Source organism: Streptomyces sp. NPDC102274 (genome assembly GCF_044766385.1).
Classification (GTDB): Bacteria; Actinomycetota; Actinomycetes; order Streptomycetales; family Streptomycetaceae; genus Streptomyces.
The window spans coordinates 1-21369 of sequence record NZ_JBIWLW010000028.1 but is presented as its reverse complement, the minus strand read 5'-3'; the positions used below and the strand labels follow the sequence as shown (position 1 = coordinate 21369).

The 21369-nt window shown below is 68.5% G+C and carries 16 protein-coding genes and 4 pseudogenes; 9 read left to right on the top strand and 11 right to left on the bottom strand.

Annotated features, from left to right (window positions below; genetic code table 11):
• Window positions 1-44 precede the first annotated feature (44 nt).
• The 3 genes from ACIRQP_RS30185 to ACIRQP_RS30175 all read right to left on the bottom strand — a co-directional run bounded on the left by ACIRQP_RS30185 (window position 45) and on the right by ACIRQP_RS30175 (window position 3225).
• Complete coding sequence (locus tag ACIRQP_RS30185; protein ID WP_403895334.1) at window positions 45-1556, bottom strand: GMC family oxidoreductase; 1512 nt, start codon at window positions 1554-1556, stop codon at window positions 45-47.
• Between the two features lie 228 nt (window positions 1557-1784).
• A complete protein-coding gene (locus ACIRQP_RS30180; RefSeq protein WP_403895331.1) occupies window positions 1785-2591 on the bottom strand; it encodes an SDR family oxidoreductase in 807 nt (268 codons plus the stop codon).
• Between the two features lie 226 nt (window positions 2592-2817).
• On the bottom strand, window positions 2818-3225 hold the full coding sequence (locus ACIRQP_RS30175) for a nuclear transport factor 2 family protein (protein ID WP_403895329.1): 408 nt from the start codon (window positions 3223-3225) through the stop codon (window positions 2818-2820).
• 403 nt (window positions 3226-3628) lie between these two features.
• Here ACIRQP_RS30175 and ACIRQP_RS30170 point away from each other — a divergent pair, with 403 nt between their 5' ends.
• On the top strand, window positions 3629-3811 hold the full coding sequence (locus ACIRQP_RS30170; RefSeq protein WP_403895576.1) for a hypothetical protein: 183 nt from the start codon (window positions 3629-3631) through the stop codon (window positions 3809-3811).
• 251 nt (window positions 3812-4062) lie between these two features.
• Here the strand turns inward: ACIRQP_RS30170 and ACIRQP_RS30165 are convergent.
• Together ACIRQP_RS30165 and ACIRQP_RS30160 are read right to left on the bottom strand one after the other, a co-directional pair.
• A pseudogene (locus tag ACIRQP_RS30165) lies at window positions 4063-4279 on the bottom strand (IS5/IS1182 family transposase); the annotation flags it as partial.
• 153 nt (window positions 4280-4432) lie between these two features.
• The gene (locus tag ACIRQP_RS30160; protein WP_403895326.1) at window positions 4433-4813 is read right to left on the bottom strand and encodes a VOC family protein; all 381 of its coding nucleotides are present in this window, start codon (window positions 4811-4813) and stop codon (window positions 4433-4435) included.
• Window positions 4814-5575: 762 nt separating this feature from the next.
• On the opposite strand from ACIRQP_RS30160, the gene ACIRQP_RS30155 reads away from it, so the two are divergent.
• Together ACIRQP_RS30155 and ACIRQP_RS30150 are read left to right on the top strand one after the other, a co-directional pair.
• Window positions 5576-7498 (top strand): glycoside hydrolase family 97 catalytic domain-containing protein, encoded by a 1923-nt coding sequence (locus ACIRQP_RS30155; protein ID WP_403895323.1) that lies wholly within the window; start codon window positions 5576-5578, stop codon window positions 7496-7498.
• A gap of 496 nt (window positions 7499-7994) precedes the next feature.
• The gene (locus ACIRQP_RS30150) at window positions 7995-10208 is read left to right on the top strand and encodes a glycosyl hydrolase family 95 catalytic domain-containing protein (RefSeq protein ID WP_403895320.1); all 2214 of its coding nucleotides are present in this window, start codon (window positions 7995-7997) and stop codon (window positions 10206-10208) included.
• Window positions 10209-10404: 196 nt separating this feature from the next.
• Here ACIRQP_RS30150 and ACIRQP_RS30145 read toward each other — a convergent pair whose 3' ends face one another.
• Both ACIRQP_RS30145 and ACIRQP_RS30140 read right to left on the bottom strand, forming a co-directional pair.
• The gene (locus ACIRQP_RS30145) at window positions 10405-11223 is read right to left on the bottom strand and encodes a 2Fe-2S iron-sulfur cluster-binding protein (RefSeq protein ID WP_403895317.1); all 819 of its coding nucleotides are present in this window, start codon (window positions 11221-11223) and stop codon (window positions 10405-10407) included.
• 337 nt (window positions 11224-11560) lie between these two features.
• A pseudogene (locus tag ACIRQP_RS30140) lies at window positions 11561-12031 on the bottom strand (MOSC domain-containing protein); the annotation flags it as partial.
• Between the two features lie 193 nt (window positions 12032-12224).
• Here ACIRQP_RS30140 and ACIRQP_RS30135 point away from each other — a divergent pair.
• Window positions 12225-12401 carry a hypothetical protein gene (locus tag ACIRQP_RS30135; RefSeq protein WP_403895315.1) on the top strand — a complete coding sequence of 59 codons (177 nt, stop codon included), beginning with the start codon at window positions 12225-12227 and terminating at the stop codon, window positions 12399-12401.
• Window positions 12402-12501: 100 nt separating this feature from the next.
• Here the strand turns inward: ACIRQP_RS30135 and ACIRQP_RS30130 are convergent, their stop codons facing one another.
• Entirely contained in the window at window positions 12502-13218 is a 717-nt protein-coding gene (locus ACIRQP_RS30130; protein ID WP_403895312.1) for an SDR family oxidoreductase, read from the bottom strand.
• A 719-nt stretch (window positions 13219-13937) separates the two neighbouring features.
• Between ACIRQP_RS30130 and ACIRQP_RS30125 the strand changes: the two genes are divergently transcribed.
• Window positions 13938-15431 carry an alkaline phosphatase family protein gene (locus ACIRQP_RS30125; protein WP_403895309.1) on the top strand — a complete coding sequence of 498 codons (1494 nt, stop codon included), beginning with the start codon at window positions 13938-13940 and terminating at the stop codon, window positions 15429-15431.
• A gap of 265 nt (window positions 15432-15696) precedes the next feature.
• Here ACIRQP_RS30125 and ACIRQP_RS30120 read toward each other — a convergent pair.
• Window positions 15697-16820 (bottom strand): annotated as a pseudogene (locus tag ACIRQP_RS30120) (FAD-dependent oxidoreductase); the annotation flags it as partial.
• A 141-nt stretch (window positions 16821-16961) separates the two neighbouring features.
• On the opposite strand from ACIRQP_RS30120, the gene ACIRQP_RS30115 reads away from it, so the two are divergent.
• On the top strand, window positions 16962-17633 hold the full coding sequence (locus tag ACIRQP_RS30115; RefSeq protein ID WP_403895307.1) for a TetR/AcrR family transcriptional regulator: 672 nt from the start codon (window positions 16962-16964) through the stop codon (window positions 17631-17633).
• 70 nt (window positions 17634-17703) lie between these two features.
• Here the strand turns inward: ACIRQP_RS30115 and ACIRQP_RS30110 are convergent, their stop codons facing one another.
• Complete coding sequence (locus ACIRQP_RS30110) at window positions 17704-18495, bottom strand: YoaK family protein (protein WP_403895305.1); 792 nt, start codon at window positions 18493-18495, stop codon at window positions 17704-17706.
• A 235-nt stretch (window positions 18496-18730) separates the two neighbouring features.
• Here ACIRQP_RS30110 and ACIRQP_RS30105 point away from each other — a divergent pair, with 235 nt between their 5' ends.
• Both ACIRQP_RS30105 and ACIRQP_RS30100 read left to right on the top strand, forming a co-directional pair.
• On the top strand, window positions 18731-19624 hold the full coding sequence (locus ACIRQP_RS30105; RefSeq protein WP_403895302.1) for a LysR family transcriptional regulator: 894 nt from the start codon (window positions 18731-18733) through the stop codon (window positions 19622-19624).
• A gap of 151 nt (window positions 19625-19775) precedes the next feature.
• Window positions 19776-20150, top strand: a pseudogene (locus tag ACIRQP_RS30100) (VOC family protein); the annotation flags it as partial.
• A gap of 110 nt (window positions 20151-20260) precedes the next feature.
• On the opposite strand, the gene ACIRQP_RS30095 reads toward ACIRQP_RS30100, so the two are convergent.
• Window positions 20261-20806, bottom strand: coding sequence for a TetR/AcrR family transcriptional regulator (locus ACIRQP_RS30095; RefSeq protein ID WP_403895299.1), 546 nt, complete (start codon window positions 20804-20806; stop codon window positions 20261-20263).
• Window positions 20807-21101: 295 nt separating this feature from the next.
• Between ACIRQP_RS30095 and ACIRQP_RS30090 the strand changes: the two genes are divergently transcribed.
• Window positions 21102-21369, top strand: a 268-nt coding sequence (locus ACIRQP_RS30090) for an aldehyde dehydrogenase family protein (protein ID WP_403895297.1), incomplete at its 3' end; no start/stop codon positions are given.

Genomic DNA, 21369 nt, shown 5'->3' with positions numbered 1-21369 from the left:
GCAGGGGAGCCGGGTCCGCCGGCTCCCCTACTCGGTCCGGCGACTCACTTGCCGTATGCCTGCTGGGCGATGTACTCGGCGGTCATGATGGCCGTGAGATTGGTGGCGGTCGACGGGACCTCAGGGAAGATCGAGGCGTCCACCACCCGCAGGTTGCCCACCCCGCGAACCGCGCCCACGCTGTCCACCACGGCCCATTCGTCGTCGTCTCCACCCATGGGCACAGTCGAGGTGGGGTGCTCGTAGGAGCCCAGATTGTCGCGGATGACGCCTTCGAGCGTCGCGTCGTCCTGGACGGCGTCCCCGGGCAGCAGCTCGGCCTGGGCCACCTTCGCGAACACGTCGTTGGCCCCGATGCGCCGGCTGAGCTTGACCGCTTCCACCATGCGCCGCACGTCACGGGGCTCGGCAAGGAAGTTGTAGTCGATGACCGGGGCGTCCTTGGGGTCGCGGCTCCGGAGCCGGAAGGTTCCGATCGAGTCCGGCCGCACGATCGACACCGCGAGCACGATGGCGCCGCCCGTCGGACTGAATGCCGGATCGATCAGGTGAGTCGCGGAGATGTGGATGTCGAGTTCGTCCTCGCCTGCCTCGCTGGTTCCCGTCCAGACCAGCGCGCCTCCCGGCGGCGTCATGCCGAGCTTGCCCGGACGCAGGGAGTACACGTTGAAGTAGAAGGGCTGGTTCCGCAGACGCAGGCCCACCGGCAGGTCGGCCACGACGGGGATGTCCAGGGCCCGCAGGTGGTCGGCCGGTCCCACGCCCGAGCGCATCAGGATGGCAGGGCTGCCGTAGGTGCCGGCGGAGAGGATCACCTCACCGGCGGTGAAGACCGTGCCGTCGGTCGTCACGACTCCCCGAGCCTCACCGTTGTCGACGAGTACCCGGTCGATCTCCGCACCCCCACGGATGGTCAGGTTGGGGCGCCGCCGAATCTCGTCGGTCAGATAGGCCATGCCCGTGTTCTGGCGAACTCCGGCCAGAACGTTGAGCTGGTAGGCCGTGACTCCGTCCTGGTCAACTCCGTTGACGTCCTCCAGGTGCTTGAACCCTTCGGTGGCGGCGGCGTCGATGAACGCCTGCAGCGACGGGGTCAGCTCTTCGTATCCCTGCTGGTGGACGGGCAGCGGTCCCGAGCGGCCGCGGAGGCTGTCCTCACCTGCCGGGGTGGTCTCCAGCCGCTTGTACGCCTCCAGCACCTCGGCTTCGGTCCAGCCCGAGAGACCGTGGGCGCGCCAGGCGGCGAAGTCGGCGGAACGCGCGCGAAGCGCGACACCCGCGTTGACGCCGGAGCTGCCGCCGAGCACCTTGCCCCGCGGAGCCGGGATCTCATTGTCACCCTGGCCCGTGGCGGCGGAGTAACCCCAGTCATGGTCCGCGTCGCCACCCACCCGGCCGCTGTTCCGAATCACGTCGGGGTACTCGTCGGGGGCGTACGCCCGGCCCGCTTCCAGCAGGAGCACCGTCCGGGAGGCGTCCTCGGTCAGGCGATTCGCGAGGACCGCTCCCGCGGACCCGCCTCCAACAACGATCACATCGAAGTTCTGCTCAGTCACTGCACGCACGTCCCTTGGCCTGGCCACGCCGGAAACGCGCGGCTCATGTTCACCTTCACGCACCACCGTACGTCATGACCGTCAAATTTTCAACGCAAGTGTCGAATTCGCCCACGGAAACCGTGCGAGGCCGTTGTGGCTGCGACGGCACGCTCGATGCGGCCACCACAACGACGGCGGGAGAGGGGCCAGGAACCGACCTCTCTCCCGCCGTCGTCGCGCAGCGCCTCAGCCTGCGGCGATGGTTCCGCCGCCGGCCAACTCGCCTCCGTCGACGGTGAACTCGGAGCCCGTGGCGAAGCTCGACTCGTCACTGGCCAGATAGACGATGAGCCCCGCGATTTCCGCCGGATCGGCGACCCTCTTCATGGGGTTCAGCTGAGCCACGTCGAGTCCCTCGGTCATCGCCGTGGCGACAGCGCCGGGGTGCACCGAGTTGACCCGGATGCGGAACTCGGCGAGTTCCAGGGCAAGGGACTTGGTCAGACCGCGCAGCGCGAACTTCGACGCGTTGTACCCGTGGAGCCCCGCGAAACCCCGGAATCCCGCTACCGACGACACATTGATGATGGATGCGGGGGCGGAATTGATGAGGCTCGCGCGCGCTGCCTTGGCGCCGAGGAATTGACCCGTCACGTTGACCGACATGATCTTTTCCCAGCTTTTGAGGCTGTACTCCTCCAGACTCCCGAAGTTCATGATCCCCGCGTTGTTCACCAGGACGCCGAGAGATCCGAACGTGTCCTCCGCCGTTTGGACGGCCGCTTCCCAGGAGGAGTAGCTCGTGACGTCCAGGTGCGCGTACACGGCGTCATCCGTGCCGATCTCCTTGACCAGGGCCTGACCTTCCGTGTCAAGCAGATCCCCGACGACCACCTTGCCGCCTTCGGCGACGATCGCACGCGCGTGAGCCGCGCCCATCCCGCGAGCGCCGCCGCTGATGAGGGCCACTTTGCCGTCAAGTCTCTTCATGATTCCTCGATTCCTTCTTGGGATTTCCTGCGCCTTATGGCTCGCCAGAATCTCGGCCGGCATCGCACAACACCGTCGGCATCGCACAACACCGCCGACACCGCCGACACCTTCGGAACTGTCAGGAAGGGGCGAGGAGTTGAGCACGCCAGAGCGCGGCACGGTTGAAGCCCGGTCGATTCGGCGACACGAACCCCCTGGCCGAGCCCCCCGCCGGGCGCTCGGCCCGACAGCCGTCAGACCGTCACGCGACGGTACGACCGACGCCGACTCGTCGGTCCGAGTGCGGTCAGGCCGTCGCCCTCTCCGGTTCGGTCGGCGCGGTGGTCGCCTGATGACCGATCAGCCGCCAAGCCCCCTCTTCCTGCCGCCAGACCACGAGATAGCCGGCCACGATCGACCGTTCTGCGCCATCGACCAGAACCCGCAGTGTGAGCACCCCGCCGGCCTGGAACGCGTGCTCCCCCAGTTGCCGGGCCGACTCCACCTGGGCGTCGACGGACCGGAAGACGAACGAGCCGTTGCGGAACTTCTCCACGAAGGACTTCTTGTCGTCCACCAGCCCCGTCGAGTGGGCGTAATAGAGCTCCTCGGAGAGAAGAACGGCCAACGCGTCCGTGTCACCGGAGACCAGCAGAGCACCTCGCCTCGCTTCGAGGTCCGACGCAAAGCGGAGTAGGTCTGCGTTTCCTGGCATGAGCATTCCTTCCAGCCGACCCGTCACTTGCGTGCGCTCGCGCTCACCTCACCCCGAGGGACGGCGGCAGCACCGCATCACCACCGCGAATCGCGTCGATCGATGGCGCGGTTCCGGCCGATAGGGGTGGGCGGACAGGAGCACCGACGAGATCAACCATCACACACTTCCTCATTGACGTCAAATTATCGACGCGAATGACTATGGACTGATCGCCGTCCGGCACACGGTCATCCACAACATCGAGTACGCCGATTTCGGGCAAAAAACGACCCGCGCAACTCGCACACAGGGTGCGGGGTGCGCGGAGCGCCGTCCGCCCGACCTGACCCGGGCCACCGCGACGACCTGTTTCGCAGGCTGAGAGGATGACGCGGATCGCAACAGAAGGAGGGGGATGAGCATGCTCGTGCTCGTCTTGTCCGGCGTCCTCGTGCTCACCGTCGGAGGGTGTGTCTGCGTCGTGTGGGCGGCGCGCGGCGGCCCGCGCTGGGTGCGCGCGGTGGCCGTCGCGACGCGGACGGCGGGTGAGCTTGTGAGCCGGGCGGGGCGTACGGACCGGAGGAGCCCGAGCTCGGACGACTAGGGCGTGTCTTCAAAGTAGCGCCGTCCGCCCGAAGGGCGGGCCCGGCGGCGCCGCCGGACGCCGCCGAGCAGGCGGGACTTCGACGACACGCCCTGGACAACAACGCCGGACGTGGTCGGGCCACGAAGCCCCCGTTGCGGTCTGTGTGAACTCGGGGAACGACGCCGAGGTCCTCGACAGGAACGAAGCCCCAGCGCCGTGTGGGCGAAAGAGGCCGGCCGAGGGCGGTCCCGGGCCTGCGCCCCGGATCGTCAGGTCCGAAGCCAGATGACCATGGCTGCCGTCGTCGCGGTGCCAAGGAAGACGTAGCCGCGTTTGTCGTAGCGAGTGGCGATCGCCCGGGACTGCTTCAGGCGGTTGATCGCCCGTTCGACGGTGTTGCGCTTCTTGATACCGCTCCTTGTCGAAGCCGGGCGGCCTTCCGCCGCGTGAGCCCTTGCGTAGGCGAGCGGCCCGGCTGTCGGCTCGACGTGAGGTCAGGGGCCAGTCGTTGATGACGGCGATGTGGAGGGTAGCCTCGTAGCGGACGGCGAGCTCGTCAGCCGGTGCCGAGTGGCGGGACGCTGATCTTGTCCACGATCACGACCACCCCGGGTGCTGGCTCGTTGCCGACGAGGGGCGTCAGAGTGGCGCGAGGCGGGCCTTGAGCAGGCAGAACTCGTTGCCTTCGGGATCGGCCAGGACGTGCCAGGATTCTTCCCCGGTCTGGCCGATGTCGGCCGTGCGCGCTCCGAGCTTCAGGAGGCGTTCGAGCTCGGCGTCCTGATCGCGGTCGGTGGCGTTGACGTCGATGTGCAGCCGGGGTTTCCCGCGCTCCGGCTCATCTCTGCGGCTGAGGAAGATCGTCGGCTGCGCGCCGCCGAACCCTTCGCGCGGCCCGATCTCGACGCTTCCGTCGTCCTCGCGATCGAGCACCACGAAGTCCAGGACCTCGCACCAGAACCGCGCCAGCACCTCGGGGTCGCGGCAACCGAACACGAGCTCTCCGATACGGCATGCCATTGACGAAACCTACTCTCAGCGTGGGAACCGCCGGGGTGGCCGCGCGCAGATCTCAGGGGCTCCCGGCAGTGAGGACACTCTCGCGACCGTACTGGGCGACGCGCGCAGTGGCGAATTGATTTCAGGCCCTGGCCCGGCCGGTCCGCCAGGCGACGGCGGTAGGCCGCGCGACCGACTTCGAGACACGCCTAGGGTGTGTCTTCAAAGTAGCGCCGTCCGCCCGAAGGGCGGGCCCGGCGGCGTCCGGTGCGTGCGATCGCAAGGCGGAGGGTCTCCCCAGGACTGGACGTACTGGGGAGATCCCCGACAACGCGGCGAGCGTGCGTACCGGGCGTCGCCGGGCAGGCGGGACTTTGAAGACAGGCCCTAGGTGTTCTGTCCGGCCGATCTTCGTGGGCCCGCGACGCCTGGCACGGCACCTCGCGGCGTTGTCGGAGTCGTCCTCGTAAGGCCGGGCCATCCACAACGACGATCCTCCGCCTTGCGATGCACCGCACCAGACGCCGCAGACTGATCCACGAAGATCGACCGGACAGGACCTAGTAGCGGGCGCCGCTGGGGCGAGCCGTCCCGCGCCGTCGGCACGCGGGTGCTTCGGTCGGTGTGGCTCCGGTCGTCCCGGGGTCAGGTCGGACCCACATGACATGTAGTCAAGCTGAACCACCCAGCCACCCGATGAATTACGTGTCAGGTGCATTGACAGGCCCTCAAATCTCCGCCACGCTCCGATTCATCCGATGACTTGGGGAAGGGTGGATCCGCATGGCGGTCCATGTCCGCATCCGCACCACTGTGTTGATGCTCTGTCTCGCTCTCGCGGGCGTGCTGGTCTCCGCGCTGCCGGCCGGCGCCGAGCCGGCCGTCTGGAAGGTCTCCGCCCCGTCCGCGCATGCCGGGCACGGTCCTGGTGCCGTACTGAGACTCGATCCCTCCAGCGGCAGCCCGTCGCTGGAGGTGACCCACGACGGGCAGACCGTCGTCGAGCCCTCTCCCCTCGGAATCATCACGGAAAGAGCCGACCTCTCCACCGGGCTGCGCCTTCTCGGGCGCAGCGACCGTAAGGTCTCCGAGTCGTACCGCACCACCGTGGGCAAGGACCGCACCCGCCATGCCCGGATGACCGAGGCGCGCTTCCGCTTCGGCACCGCGGACGGGGCCAGGCTCGATCTGCTCGTGCGGGTCTCCGGCGACGGGGTCGCCTACCGCTATGTCCTGCCCGCCGACACCGGCAACGTGGTCGGTGAAGCCTCCGCGTTCACTCTGCCCGCGGGCTCGGCGGCCTGGCTCGGCAAGTACCGGAAGGACAACGAGAATCTGTTCGCCCAGTACGACGCGGCGGGCGCCCCCGCCGGCGAGTACATGATGCAGGCGCTGTTCAAGGCCGGTGACAGCTACGCGCTGGTCGCGGAGTCCGACCTCACCGGGACCTACTCGGGCGCGCGCCTCGTGCACGACACGGGGTCGGCCACCTACCGCGTCAAGCTCTGGGACGAGCACGTGCAGGTCGACGGGGCGCTCACCACGCCTTGGCGTGCCGTGATCACCGGCGATCTGGCGATCGTCACCGAGTCCACATTCGTCGATGACATCGCTCCCGCCTCGAAGGTTCGTGACACCTCCTGGATCAAGCCGGCGCCCGCGCTGTGGACCTGGCTCGCGGGAGGCAGGCCGGCCGGGCAGAGCCTGGAGAAGCAGAAGGCGTACGTGGACTACGCGGCTCAGCGCGGCTGGCCGTACACCGTGGTCGACGCGGGCTGGTACTTCGACCCGGACCAGTGGGACGTCACCGATCCCGACTGGCAGACGAACAGCTGGATGCCGGAGCTCGTACGGTACGGCCGTGAGCATGGCGTCGGCATCCAGGTCTGGATCCACCACCGTGACCTCGACACTCCCGAGGAACGGGAGCAGTGGCTGCCGACGCTGGAGGAGTGGGGCGTCAAGGGCGTGAAGATCGACTTTATGGACTCCGAGGCGCAGGAGACCTTCCGCTGGTACGACGCGATCCTGGCCGGGACGGCGGAACACCACCTCCTCGTCAACTTCCACGGCTCGACGATCCCCAAGGGTATCCACCGCACGTGGCCGCAGGTCATGACGATGGAGGGCGTCAACGGCGAGGAGAAGAAGACCAATACCCCGGAGCACCTGGCGACGCTCCCCTTCACCCGCAATGTGATCGGTGGGATGGACTACACGCCGGGCGCCTTCCAGCGACCGGAGCGTCCCAACGCGGCTTCGGACGCGGGCGAGTTGGGGCTCTCCGTGCTCTACGAGTCCGGCATCCAGAACCTTGCGGGCACGCCGGAGTCGTACGACGAACGCCCCGAGGCCCGGCGCTTCCTGGAGCAGATCCCGGCGGCCTGGGACGAGACGGAACTGCTGGCGGGTGACCCGGGCAGGAGCGCGGTCCTGGCCCGGCGCGACGGCGAACGCTGGTTCATCGGCGGCACCTTCGCCGGCGCGGCCCGCACCGCCGAGGTCCCGCTGCGCTTCGGCCACGGCAAGTGGCTGGTGGAGACGGTCACCGACGGCCCCGGTGGCCCGGTGCGCGAGGGCAGGATGCTGCGCGGTGACGCGAAGCTTTCCGTGCCGGTGGTCGCGAACGGCGGCTTCGCGGCGGTGGCGTGCCACTGGTATCAGGGCCGTACCAGCTGCGACCGCCAGGGCCTGTCTTCAAAGTAGCGCCGTCCGCCCGAAGGGCGGGCCCGGGGCGGCCGGTGCGTGTGATCGCAAGGCGGAGGGTCTCCCCAGGACTGGACGTACTGGGGAGACCCCGACAACACAACAAGCGCGTGTACCGGGCGCCGTAGTCCAGGCGGGACTTTCGCGACACGCCCTGGCGCCGCCCCTCCCGCCACTGGGTCGTGCCCCGGGCGGGTACATCCGAAGGTCATCGACGCGGGTGATCAAGACGGACTCACACATCGGATCTTTCCCGCCTCATTGACCGGTACATCTCCCTATCTCTCCCTTCCTTCAAGGGATTGCTCTGATCAATCACGTCATCTTGTACGAGCCGCCGGGAGGCACCATGGCCACTGCACCAGATCCGTCGAGAAGGGCCCTGCTCGCTACAGGCACCGCGTTGGGCGGCGCGCTGGTCGTGGGAGGCGGCACGGCCGTGTCGGCCCAGGCCGCTTCCCCCGCCGGGGAATCCGCATCACCACGGAACGCGCCGATGGAACCACACGTATCCCCGGACACCTGGCGCACTGTTCTCGACGACGCCGACCCGGTATGGCAGCGGATGCCGAAGACCTGGTACGAGGGTCCGTTCCTCGGCAACGGCTTCCTCGGCTCCGGCATCTACGCCGAACCGGACAAGAACGCGGTCCGCTTCAATGTCCAACACTCCGAAGTCCAGGATCACCGGCCGGAGTTCGGTTCGCTCTTCGGCCTTGCCCGGCTGCCGATCGGTTACTTCACGCTGGAGCCCGTCGGCACCATCACCGGCCTCGACTGGCGGCTGCGGCTGCGCGACGCCGAGCTGACCGGCACCCTCACCACCACCGCGGGCTCCCTGACGGTGCGCGCTTTCGTGCACTCCTCGACCGACCTGCTCGCCATCGAGGTCACGCCGAGCGAGGGAGAGAGCGGCTTTCGCTGGGTCTTCCACCCGGCCGAGGCGATCAGCCCGCGCGCCGAGTCCAAACCCATCCCCGCGGGATACGTGGCCAATCCACCGGCCACGATCGAGCAACACGGGGACGTGACCGCCGCCGTACAGCCGCTGCTCGCGGGCGGCCAGCACGTCACCGCCTGGCAGGAGGTGGCCCGCCACGGCAGGCGCACCCGCACCCTCTACGCGACGGTCGCGCACTCCCATCCGGCGACCACCGCCCGTGACCGTGCGCTGCGCTCCGTGCGGACGGCTCGGGCAGTGCCGTACGACGTGCACGCGCTCCCCCACCGCGCATTGTGGCAGCGCTACTACCGGAAGGGCTTCCTGTCGCTGCCCGACGCCCGGTTGCAGCGCTTCTACTGGCTCCAGCTCTACAAGGTCGCGGCGGCCGCCCGCAAGGACGCGCCGGTGATGGCGACCTCCGGGCCGTGGCTGGAGCCGACGCCCTGGCCCAACACCTGGTGGAACCTCAACGTCCAGCTCGAGTACTGGCTGATCCACGGCTCCAACCATCTCGAACTCGACGCCGTCACACGCGCGTTGAGTGAGTTCCGGGATCAGCTGGGTGTGGAGCTCGCCGCTCCCTATCGCGGTGACTCGTACGGCATTCCGCGCACCACCGACCCCCAGCTCGTCAACGGTGGCGCCACATCGGGAGATCTGGGCTACGGCGTCGGCATCCCCGGCCAGGACCCGCCCACCCCCGAGGTCGGCAACCTCACCTGGGCCCTGCACAACGTCTGGCTCAGCTACCGGCACACCATGGACGAGGCCATCCTGCGCGATGTCCTCTTCCCGCTGCTGCGCAGGGCCGTCAACTACTATCTGCACTTCCTGTCCCCCGGCACCGACGGCAAGCTGCACCTCCCGGCGACCTTCTCCCCCGAGTACGGGGTCAACGCGCCCGACTGCAACTACGACCTGATGCTGCTGCGCTGGGGCTGCCGTACCCTCCTCGACTCGGCCGAACTGCTGGGCAAGCGGGACCCGTTGGCGGACGGCTGGCGCGAGGTGCTGGCCAGGCTCACGCCGTACCCGGTGGACGGCAACGGTTACATGATCGGGGCCGGGGTCCCGTTCGCCAAGTCACACCGCCACTACTCGCACATGCTCGCCGTCTATCCGCTGTACGAGGTCACGGGCCGGACGGCCGACGAGCGCGCGCTGATCGAGAAGTCGCTCGCCCACTGGGTCGGCTTCGAAGGAGCCCTCCAGGGCTACACATTCACCGGTGCGGCCTCCATGTCCGCTCTCCTCGGCAAGGGCGACGACGCGCTCAGCTATCTCGGTCAACTGATGACACGCTTCATCCAGCCCAACACCATGTACAAGGAGTCGGGCCCGGTCATCGAGACCCCGCTGTCCGCCGCCCAGTCGCTGCACGACATGGTGTGCCAGTCCTGGGGCGGCACGATCAGGGTGTTCCCGGCTCTCCCCGCCGTCTGGCGCGATCTGGTCGTGCACGACTTCCGTACTCAGGGTGCCTTCCTGCTCAGCGCGGCACGGGAGAAGGGCGCGACCCGCTGGGTGCGGCTCACCAGCGAGGCGGGCGCCGTGTGCGTCGTACGCCACGGCATAGTGGGAGCCATCGAAGTCCGGGACAGCCGGGGACGGCCCAGGAGGTACGAGCAGACCGGCGAAGGCGAGATCCGCATCCCCCTCCGCAAGGGTGAAGCGGCGCTCATCACCGCGGCCGGCGACGCCCCGGACCTCACCATCCGCCCCGTCACACCCAACGAACCGGCCCCCCGGTGGGGGCTGCCCGCCTGATCAGGGCCGAACAGAAAAGGGATCGGCCACCCGTACCCTCCCTTCCGACGGCGGCGACTGTCGGCGGCTTGCCCTTCCGGTCCCGGCGCACCGGCCGGACCGTCGTGGCCAAGGTGCCGGCATCGTCGCAATCGGCTTACGTACCAGGGAGATTGAGATCCAGCCGGGCATCGACGCCGTCCGCGGTCCGGTCACCTCACAGGTCCAGAAGGACATCCGTGGTGGGGATGCTGCAGCATGGCAGCGCTTCACCCGAGGCAGGATCCTCCAGGGGCTGCGTTGTGTACTGGACCTGACCGGCGAGCAGGGGGGTGGTGCAGGTGTGGCACACCCCGGTACGGCAGGACCAGCGGGTGGGGATGTTGCATGCCTCCGCCAGCTCCAGCAGCGTTGCGTACTGGTCCGACCAGCGGGTGGACAGTCCGCTGCGGGCGAAGGTGACGAAGGGCCCCGTGCCCTGGGGGCCGGGTGGCTGGTGGGGTCGTCCGGTGACTGGATCGGTGACGCCGGGGTTGATGGACGCCAGCGCTCCGAAGACTTCGGTGTGGATGTTCGAACCGCTCAGCCCCGCCAGCTGGAGAGCGGATGTCACGTCCGACATGAAGCCCGTGGGGCCGCACAGGTAGGCGTGCGCGTCGGCGGGGATGCCCAGCTTCCGGATGCCTCCGCCGGTCATGCGTCCGTGGGTGACGTTCGGCCTCTCGGTGACCTTGAGATCCGGGGCGGTGTAGTAGATGAAGGCGTGGGTGTTGGGCAGCCGCCCGAGCAGTTGCCGGGCTTCTTCCGCGAAGGCGTGTTGCCCGGGGTCGCGCGCGGTGTGCACCCACCACACGGCGCGGGAGCTGTGTTCGCGGGCCAGCTGGTGCAGCATCGCCAGAACGGGGGTGACGCCGATGCCCGCCGAGAACAGTGCCACGGGCGTGCGCTCGTCGGCCAGCACGAACGTCCCACGTGGGGCGGCCGCTTCGATGACGTCGCCTCTGTTCAGATGAGTGTGGAGATAGGTACTGACCACGCCGCGGTCCTCGCGTTTGACACTGATCCGGTACTCGGTGGCACCGGGAGCGGAGGACAGCGAATACGAACGCACCAGACTGGGCCGGCCCTCTTTTGGGGATCCGTACACTCAGGTACTGGCCGGGCATGGCCTCGGGCAGTGGCTGGGAGTCCGCGGACCGCAGGTAGAACGAGGAGACCACCGGGGTCTCGGGGACGATCCGGCTCACGCGCAGCTGCTTGAAGCCTTTCCAGCCCGGCGCGGCGGGTGCGGGGCCGGGCGGCTGGTCGAGCCGGTGGATCATGTCCTGGAAGGACTGCTGCCATCCGGGGCTGAGCGCCTCGATGCTCAGGGCGGCACGCAGCCTGGCCGGATCGGCCCCCGGGAGATAGAGAAGAGCATCGGTCTCGGCGACGGTGAGCGAGCCCTCGCCGGTGCGGGTCCGGGTGATCCGGTCTCCCGCCCGGACCCGGCCCTCGGTGATGACACGGAGGTAGAAGCCGGGGCGATGGTGGGCGACCAGCAGGGAGGCCATGCGCGGTTCGTTCAGCCGCATGCCGACCCGGTAACAGGTGACACGCGGCTGGGTGACCTCGAATTCGGCTTCGCCGATCAGGTACCGGTCGCCGATGCACACCTCGTCGTCCGCCAGCCCGTCCACGGTGAAGTTCTCCCCGAACCGACCGAATTCGAGATCGTCACGCTCAAGAGCCTCGCGCCAGTACGTGTACGACTGCGTCTGGTAGACGAGGACCGCCCTCTGCTCCCCGCCATGGCCCTGAAGGTCGCCCTGGCCGTCTCCGTCGATATTGAGGCGACGCACCATCCGAGGGCCGTCGACGGGATACTTCCACGCGCCCGTGTGTACCGTCCTGCCCTGCCAGCGCACGTCCTTGGGCAGTCCCACATTGACTGACAGCAGGGTTGCCATCGCATCCTCCCAGCTCAGCGACGCCGCACACCAGGTCCGCACTCCGCCACGAGAGGCAGAGAAGCCCTCTAAAAGGTACAAAGGTTATGTGAGCAAGAATCCAGAAACGCCTCGCGACATAGAGGAATGGGCCGACCGGATCCGGAGGGTCTCCTCGGCGCACGACCCCCAGGCCGCCCGCAAGCTGGCCAGCGACATCTACCGTGCCGCACAGGAGGACCTCGACGCCGAGCGTGCCCGGGCCGAGCTCGAACGCGAGGAATAGCCCGAACGCGAGGAATAGCCTGTCAGCCTTTGGCTGCGACTGACATGCGGAGCCCGGGGCTCTGCTGAGAGCTGGCCTCACCGAGGATGGCCGGGCACGCTCATACGAGCGGCTGCCCTCCGTCGACCGCCAGGCTGACGCCGGTCATGAAGGTGTTGGTCAAGGCGAAGAGCACGGCCTGGGCGATGTCCTCGGGTGTGCCGATCCGGCGGGCGGGGTTGGTCGCGGACTTGCTCTCCAAGAAGGCGTCCTTCTTCTCGCCCATCCCGTCCCACGCCCCGGTGTCGACGGTCCCCGGGGAGATGGCGTTCACCCGCAGTGGGGCGAGTTCCACGGCCAGCGAACGGATCACCACGTTCACCGAGCCATTGGTCGCCGCCACCCCGAGATATCCGGGATCCGGCTCAAGAGCGGCCACCCCGGAGAACAGTACGAACGACCCTGTCCTCGGCATCTTCGGTGCGAAGTGCTTGGCCAGCATGATCGGACCCACGACCTTCGTGTGGAAGGACAGCAGGATCGCCTCCGGGTTCAGCTCCGCGACGGCGCCGCGGGCCCTGGCCGATGCGGTGGACACCACATGATGGACGCTGCCCACCTCGTCGGCCAGAGCCGCGATCGAGGTCTCGTCCGTAACGTCGACACTCTTCACGGCGACGGTCGTGTCCTTGTACGCGGTTTCGAGCGCCTCCCGGTTGCGACCCGCGGCGATCACCCGTGCGCCCTCGGCCGCGGCCGCGTCGACAATCGCCCGCGCGATGCCGCTCCCGCGCCCGACCACGAGGACCGTCTCGCCTTGCAAAGAACCCGCCACCATCTGCTCCTTCGATTGGTCCGCGAGGCAAGAGCCTCGCGCCCATACATGAACATTTCGCACATAGAAGTCCTGGATGATCAAAACACAAGGCGGGAACGATCCCCGGACGGCGGGCCCCACGGGCGTCCTGGGTGGGTCACCTCCTCCCGGCCGAAGCCCGCCGGGAATGCCTCCTGGTAGACCAGCTGCCGTACTCGATCGGGGGCGGGCCGCGAGCCGATGGGCGACCGCGGCGCTCCGGTCCTCGCCGACGACACGGCAGGAGTCGCACCCGAGCCCGCTCATCAGCTCGGCGATGCCTTCCGCCGGCGTCCCGTGTCGAAGCCCGTGGCGGCCGGCCCGTAATCGCCGAGCCCGCGCGGATCAGCCGCCATCCCGACGGCGCGGGTGCGACGTGCGCGAAGGGGCTGCGCGTCGCATCGCGCGGGGGGCTGGGTCGGGATCGGTGGGGTCGGTGTCCGCAGCGGTCACGGTTTGCGGGTTGCGGAGCGCCCATGGCCATGGCGCGGACAACCGGAGGAGCCGGGCCGACGAGGCGCCACCAGGGCGAATTCCAGGCAACGGAACTGTGTCCAGTGGGCAGTTGGTGCACCAACCGTCGATTACTTCAAGCGGAATTCAGTCCATGGTCACCTCGGGACAGATGTAGTCAGCAACTAACGGAGTGAGTGTTCTCGCGTCCCCGGAATCGGCTCATTGCCGATCTTGAAAGGATTTCGATGAACGACACTCCCGAAGTGGGCAATGCGACCTCCAAATTGACGCGGCGGCGAATTCTTGGCTCCGCCGCGACGGTCGCCGGTCTCGCGGCTGTCGATGCGGCGCTGCCCGCCAACATCCGCAAGGCTGTGGCAGCCGGCCAGGTCAAGGGCGGCAAGCTCTCGGACATCAAGCACGTGGTCCTGTTGATGCAGGAGAACCGGAGTTTCGACCACTACTTCGGCACCCTGTCGGGCGTCCGAGGTTTCAGTGACCCGAAGGCCGCGAAACTGCCCAATGGCGACCCGGTCTTCATGCAACCCGACCCGACGGGCCCTCAAGGCCACCTGCTCCCCTACCATTTGGACAGCAGGACCACCTCCGCCCAGGCCATCCCGTCCATCAAACACTCCTGGGCAGTCCAGCACGAGGCCTGGAACCAGGGCAAGATGGACAATTGGCTGCCCGCGCACCGTGCCGCCGACGGCGCCAACGGCCCGTACACGATGGGCTATTACAACCGTGATGACATTCCGTTCCAGTTCGCGCTCGCCGAGGCGTTCACTGTGCTGGACAACTATCACTGCAGCGTGATGGCTTCCACCCACCCGAACCGCTACATGTGGATGAGCGGGACCATCGACCCGAACGGCCTGGCCGGCGGACCCGCGCTGGACAACAACGCCCTCAAGGGCACGTACTCCTGGAAGACATACCCCGAACGACTGCTCGAAGCAGGGGTCAGCTTCAAGTTCTACCACTCGGACGGCCCCGTGACCGGACTGTCGCCGATTCAGAAGATGAAGCAGTACCGGAGCTTGACGCCCGACTCGGAGCTGTACCGGCGCACCATCGCGACCTCGCCGATCGGGCAGTTCGAGTACGACGCCATGAACGACCAGCTGCCCACTGTCAGCTGGATCCTCCCTCCGGATGAGTTCAACGAGCACCCGGACCACCTCCCGGCTGCGGGTGCCCAGTTCGTGTCCGGCCTCGTCGACGCGATCGCGGCGAATCCCGAGGTGTGGGCCAAGACGGCCTTCATCCTTTCCTACGATGAGAACGACGGCTTTTTCGACCACGTCGTGCCGCCGACCCCGAAGACCGGCACACCGGACGAGTTCGTCACCAAGACCTCGCCGAGCGGCATCGACGGTGCCGGTCTGCCGGTCGGCCTCGGCTTCCGGGTGCCCGCCATCATCGTCTCACCGTGGACGGTGGGCGGCTGGGTCAGCTCCGAAATCTCGGACCACACCTCGCAGCTGCGCTTCCTCGAAGCCGTGACCGGGGTGAAGGAAACCAACATCAGCGAGTGGCGGCGCCGTACGGTCGGCGACCTGACGTCGGCGTTCCGATTCCACGACGCGAGCAAGAAGGCCCCGTCGCTGCCTGGCACCAACAGTCGGTACAACCTTGCCCAGTACGAGGCCAGTCAGCTGCCGTTGCCGGTAGCGCCCACCTCGAACCAGAGGATGCCGCGCCAGGAGCCGGGCAAACGCCCGCACACCTCCTGACACCCGACGACCACGCTCGGCGGTCTCAGAATCGTGAGCCCTTTCCGCCGCTCTCGGCAGTCCGTGGTCCGTAACCCGGATCGGGCCAACCATGGGCGGCGACGCCCAGGCCGACCGCCACCGCACCAACTCGTAGTGCCGCCCCGCCGGGTTGTCCGGCGTGGGCGGTCCGCGGGCCGACGACGCGTCCGTCCGACCTGACCGCGATCGCACCGGGACCGTCGGCGGTGTGGACCGGGAGCTGCCCGTGTGATTCGCGCTCCTCCTCGGGGGCGCCGGCGATGAGGTCGATGACTCCGAAAGGTGCGCGGTCGCCGAGGCAGAGCTCCAGGGTCAGGTGCGCGTCCGCGGCGGCCGACTCGCTGCGCGGGAACAGCGCCTCTTCGTAGGCGGTGAGTGCCGCTTCGATGTCGCGGGGGTGCGCGGCGATCGCCTTGCCGAGCTCGGCGCCGTCGAACATCGCCAGGTTCGCGCCGTCCCCGGACGGCGGCATCAGGTGCGCGGCGTCCCCGAGGAGCGTCACCCCGGGCACGCGGTCCCATCGGTGTGCCTCCGGGAGTGCGTGGATCATGCGCGGGATCGGTGCGGTTTCGCCGTCGGTGATCAGTACGGTGAGCTCCGGCGCCCACCCGTCGAACTCGGCCGCGACTTGAGCGGTCGCCGCGGTGGCGTCGGTGAAGTCGATGCCGGCGATCCACTCGGCGGAGCGGTTCATCTGGACGTACGTGTGAAGGATGTTCCCCGCCTCGCGGTGGGCGGCGATCCCCTTTCCCGGGGTCAGCGCGTACATCGCGCCCCCGCCGACCGCTTTGGCCGTCACGGAGTGCCGCTCGTCGGCGTCGAACAGGTAGGTCTCGATGAACGTCGTGCCGACGTACTCGGGCTTGGCGTCGGAGAGCAGCGGCCTGATCTTCGACCAGGCACCGTCGGCACCGACGAGGAGGCTGGTGGTCACGGTCGGCCCGTCCGCGAAGGTCAGCTCGTGCCGGCCGTCACCGAGATGCCGGACATCGGTGACCTTGCGTCCCCAGTTGACCATCCCGTCGGGCAGGGAGTCGAGCAGGATCCGACGAAGGTCTCCACGCAGCACCTCGGGGCGCCCGCCCGTGCCCTCGTCGGGCTCGTCGAGCAGCACCGTGCCGTCCAGTCGAGCACGCGCGAAGCCTCGCCGCCCTCGTGGATGATCGCGCGGAACTGGTCGGTGAGGCCGGCCGCTTCGAGCGCGAGCTGCCCGTCGTGCTCGTGGATGTCGAGCCGGCCGCCCTGCGTGCGTGCCTCCGCCGAGGGCTCCGCCTCGTAGATCGCTGCGGGGATGCCGTGGACATGGAGGACGCGGGCGAGGGTCAGCCCTCCGAGCCCGGCGCCGATGATCGTGATGTCGGTGGTCATGGCGGTTCCTTGTGTGTCGCACGGCTGCCGGGTGGGCACCCGGCAGGTCATTTCTGGAATGGCGTTCCAACGCCAGACTGGAGCGGCGTTCCAGAGATGTCAAGCTGGAACAGGGTTCCAGGCGTGTGTCAGGATGTGCGCATGGCAACCAGGACGCGCCGTCCAGAGCGACGGGAGGAACCGCTCTCCCGGGAGCGCATCGTCGAGGCCGCGATCGGGCTTCTCGACACGGCGGGCGAGGGCGGACTCACGTTCCGCGCGCTGGCCGAGCGCCTCGCCACGGGGCCCGGTGCGATTTACTGGCATGTCGCGGGCAAGGATGAACTCCTCAGTGCCGCCACCGACGCCGTCGTCGCCGGCGCCATGACCGCGGACACCACCGATGCAACGCCGCAGGACGCGATCCGCGCCCTCGCGCTCGGCGTGTTCGACGCGATCGACGCCCACCCGTGGATCGGCGCTCAACTCGCCCGCACCCCGGGGCAATCGCCGATGCTGCGGGTCTTCGAACACATCGGGCGCCAGGTCCAGGCGCTCGGAGTACCCGACACCGCCCAGTTCACCGTCGCGTCCGCGCTGTGGAACTACATCCTCGGAGTGGGCGGACAGAACGCGGCCAACGCCCGCTTGCTCCAGCCGGACACGAGCCGGACCGAGTTCCTCGACACCGTCGCGGCCGCGTGGGCAAGCCTCGATCCCGACGAGTACGCGTTCACCCGTAACGTCGCCGGCCAACTACGCGATCACGACGACCGAACAGAGTTTCTCGCCAGCATCGACCTCATCCTCGCCGGTATCGCGGCTCGTCGGTAGTGGGCCGGCCCCTCCGCGGTAGTAGTCGGCTTCTCGCGGCCTTGGGACACCGGAACAGTGGAAAGTCATGTCAACCGGATCGAGTTGACTGAAACTCCCCCGGCCATTCCTCGCCCGCTCCACCTTTCCCAGCGACGACGTCCGCTCCGGACGCCGCGGACCTCCCGGTCGCGAAGGCGCCGGAGACCAGCGCGACCAGGACCGCGGCGAGAACGACGACGGCCGTGGCCGAGATACGGAACAGGGTCGCGGCGACCGCCGCGCCGCCAAGCATCGCGGCGATCGAGCCGACCCGGCGGTGAGCCTTCGCCCCCGGCCCTCCGCCGAGGGTGCTGTCGGCGGTCAGCCCTGTGAGCGTCAACGTCAGCACGGAGGTGTTGAGTTCGCGTACGCCGAAGTGGCGGACCGTGCTGTTTTGCAGTCCCGCCGCCAGAGCGAGGAGCGCGATGGACACGTATGCGCAGGGACCACCGGCGTGTGCGCCGCCGTGTTGCGCGCTTCGTCCGTCGGGCGTCATGAGACCGCCGGCGCTGACCACCGCGACGAGGGCGAGCAGAACTGCCTCCGCGGCCAGGGCCGCGACCAGCCAGCGGCGCGGTCGGCCGGACAGACGGGCGGCGAGGCGACCTCCAGTGAGCGATCCGAGGGCGAACCCGCCGACGGCGACGGCGGGTACGACCCACGCCAGATCAGCGCCCGGTTGGAGGCCAACACCGAGGAAGACGACGTTGCCGGTCATGTAGGCCACGAAGACATGCCCGAGGCTGAGATAGCTGTAGGTGTCGATGAGCCCGGTCACCGCGGTCAGTACCAGCATGGCGGCCACCGTCGGGCGGCGGCTGAGGGGTGAGAGGACGGCCATGGGGGCTCTCGTTTCGAAGGGTGGGGATGAGCGGCGGCCGGCCCGGGGACCGATGAGCGAACGGCGGCCCTACGTGCACCGCCACCGGTGCCGCGGGGCGTTGCCTTGAGCGTCCGCCCCCTTCCTCATCGTGTCCAACGATCACAATCGATGGGGCCCAGCGATTTCAGCGATCGATTCCCTAAGGGCTGTCCCACCCGCCGGGGGTTAGCGGGACAGCTCTTAGACTCGCGTTGTGGAGATCCGCGACCTGGAGTACTTCCTGTCCTGTTGCGAGACCGGGAGCTTCAGCGCCGCGGCTCGCAAGATGCACATCGTGCAATCCGCGATGTCCAGCGCGATCGCCCGGCTGGAACGGGATCTGGGTACGGCACTGTTCGACCGCTCGGTAACACCCGTCGCCATGACCGAGCATGGGGCCGCCCTCCGTACGGCCGCCCAGCGGGTGCTGGACGCCGTGCGGACCGCGCGGGACGAGGTCCACGCCGTCTCCGGCCGGGTGCGGGGAACGGTCATGCTCGGCAGCACGTTCAGCACGGGTCCGCTCGATCTCGCCGTGGTGCTCACCGACATGCGGTCGCGCCATCCGGAGGTTGTCATCCAGTTGCGCCAGTCCTCGGCCGGGTCCGCGGGCAACCTGCGGGCGGTCCTGGACGGTTCGCTGGACATCGCGCTGACGGCCAGCGGCGAGCGGCCGCCCGACGGGATCGTGCTGCGGCCCCTGACCGACGAACCGCTCGCGTTCGTCTGCCCTGCGGACCATCCGCTGGCCGGGCGGGCCCTGATCACACTGCCCGAACTGTCGGCCCTGCCGATTCTGCGGTTCCCACCGGGCTGGGGAATGCGGGACACCGTGGATCGGGTGCTCGGCCCGGTGGATTCCACGACCGAGATCGCCGACTACGCGCTCATGGTCAAGCTCATCCGGGCCGGATTCGGCGCGACCTTGATGCCCGCTTCGGCGGTGACCTGCGACGGCGTATGCGTGATTCCCCTCGACGCGCCGGAGTTGACATGGCACTTGTCCGCGGCCGTCAGCGCCCACCGCCGTCCGACGGCGGCCGCTGAAGCCCTCCTCGAAACGCTCACCGCCGCTGCGAACGGCGCCGTCGGCCCAGGCCACACCTGATCCGGCGCCGCGGCCTGTCCCCGGGACCGACCGCCCCCGCACGGCTGCGCTGTGCCCGTCGCAAGAGCCGACGATGGCATCCGCTGAGCATTGCGGCTGGTGAGCGAGTCGATCTCTGTTTGGCGACAGTGCGGATGTCGTTGCGGAGCGGGTGCATAGGATCGCCGGCATGGCACTGCGACCTGTTCAGGTGAACATAAAGGCTCTTGATGGCTTGGCGGTCGGCCGGTTCTGGGACGAGGCGATGGACTGGACCCTGCACGAGGTGACCGACGAGCGTGCGGTGTTGCGCTCCGCCAAGGGTGTCGGCCCGTATCTGGAGTTCCTCCGCACACCCGACGTGAAGACCGTGCCAGACCGCGTCCATCTTGACCTGCTGCCGTACCCCGGTGACGACAAAGCAGCGGAGGTGGCCCGGCTGCGGGCCCTCGGCGCCACCGACCTCGACCTCGGCCAGGGCGACGTCCCGTGGACGTGCCTGGCCGACCCGGAGGGCCACGAGTTCTGCGTCCTCGCGCCGTCCTGACGCGGAGCGGATGGAAAACGCCGGTCGGCCCAGCATCGACCACCACTGGCTGCTGCCCACGATGACCCAGCCGTCCACCGGAATTGACAATCGCTCACGTCAACACGGGGTCACGTCACGCCGACGCCGTTGAGGAAAGTGTCGGCAACGAGGTCGGCCGCCCGTGGAGGGTCCACCGCGGGGAATCGGTGGGCGATGCTGTCGACGAGGTCGTCGAGGACCACGCGCGCCCAGGCCGCCTCGATATCGGCGCGAAGATAGCCCTCGTTGACCGCGCGCTGGATGAGGACGTCGACCCGCCGACTCTGCTCCTGGCGGCGGGTGCGGGCCGCGGGGTCCTGCTGCATCATGCGGCGCGTGTCGACAGGCCACTCGCGGCTGACGGGGATGATCCCCTCAAGGTAGCGATGGAGGGCCACCGGCACCGGGGCCTCGGTCAGTCGCGCCTCGTCGAGGACCCGCTCGGTCGAGTCGAGTTTGGCCTGGAAGACGGCGCTGAGCAGTGCCTCCCGGTTCGCGAAGCGGCGATGGACAGTGGTGCGGTCCACGCCTGCGGCAACGGCGATGACCCCCATCGGGGTGCCCGGATCCTCGGCCAGGAGACGGGCCCCAGCGTGGAGGACCGCCATCAGGTTGCGTGCGGCATCAGCTCTCATGATCCGCCAACCCTACCCTTGGCTGCGTTTACATCGCCAACATCCCACGCTGAGAAGTGAATCCTTAAGTTACTACAACATGGGTGTTGCGTTTTCTGGGAAAACTCCTACCTTGGAGTCATGCCCCGTCGGGGGCAGCGAAGCAGTGACGACGTGAGAAATGCGCCATGGCGTGGACTTGGCTGATCACCGGCGGTTCACAGGGACTGGGGTCCCACTCAGAAGCGGCCGGCCCGGGACACGCCCCCGATCCCCTGTTTTCCCCAGCCCGTCCGGCATGAAGGAACTGAGAGACATGACTGTCCGCGACAAGCTGTACATCGGCGGCTCCTGGGTTTCCCCCAGCACCCCGGACCCGCTGCTCGACATACTCTCCCCGCACGACCAGTCCCTATTGGGCCGCGTGGCCCAGGCCGGCCCCGCCGACGTGGACGCGGCCGTCGCCGCGGCACGTGAGGCATTCGACCGTGGCTCCTGGCCACGCACCACGCCCGAGGAGCGGCAGGTGATCGTCCGGCGTTACGACGCGCTGCGCGCGAAGCGCGCGGACGAGATCGCCGCGG

Bases quoted from the DNA above. Each gene is read 5' to 3' on its own strand.
- ACIRQP_RS30180 (WP_403895331.1), bottom strand. From the start codon at position 2,591: ATGCCGGCCGAGATTCTGGCGAGCCATAAGGCGCAGGAAATCCCAAGA.
- ACIRQP_RS30175 (WP_403895329.1), bottom strand. From the start codon at position 3,225: ATGCCAGGAAACGCAGACCTACTCCGCTTTGCGTCGGACCTCGAAGCG.
- ACIRQP_RS30170 (WP_403895576.1), top strand. From the start codon at position 3,629: ATGCTCGTGCTCGTCTTGTCCGGCGTCCTCGTGCTCACCGTCGGAGGG.
- ACIRQP_RS30160 (WP_403895326.1), bottom strand. From the start codon at position 4,813: ATGGCATGCCGTATCGGAGAGCTCGTGTTCGGTTGCCGCGACCCCGAG.
- ACIRQP_RS30155 (WP_403895323.1), top strand. From the start codon at position 5,576: ATGGCGGTCCATGTCCGCATCCGCACCACTGTGTTGATGCTCTGTCTC.
- ACIRQP_RS30150 (WP_403895320.1), top strand. From the start codon at position 7,995: ATGGAACCACACGTATCCCCGGACACCTGGCGCACTGTTCTCGACGAC.
- ACIRQP_RS30130 (WP_403895312.1), bottom strand. From the start codon at position 13,218: ATGGTGGCGGGTTCTTTGCAAGGCGAGACGGTCCTCGTGGTCGGGCGC.
- ACIRQP_RS30125 (WP_403895309.1), top strand. From the start codon at position 13,938: ATGAACGACACTCCCGAAGTGGGCAATGCGACCTCCAAATTGACGCGG.
- ACIRQP_RS30115 (WP_403895307.1), top strand. From the start codon at position 16,962: ATGGCAACCAGGACGCGCCGTCCAGAGCGACGGGAGGAACCGCTCTCC.
- ACIRQP_RS30110 (WP_403895305.1), bottom strand. From the start codon at position 18,495: ATGGCCGTCCTCTCACCCCTCAGCCGCCGCCCGACGGTGGCCGCCATG.
- ACIRQP_RS30095 (WP_403895299.1), bottom strand. From the start codon at position 20,806: ATGAGAGCTGATGCCGCACGCAACCTGATGGCGGTCCTCCACGCTGGG.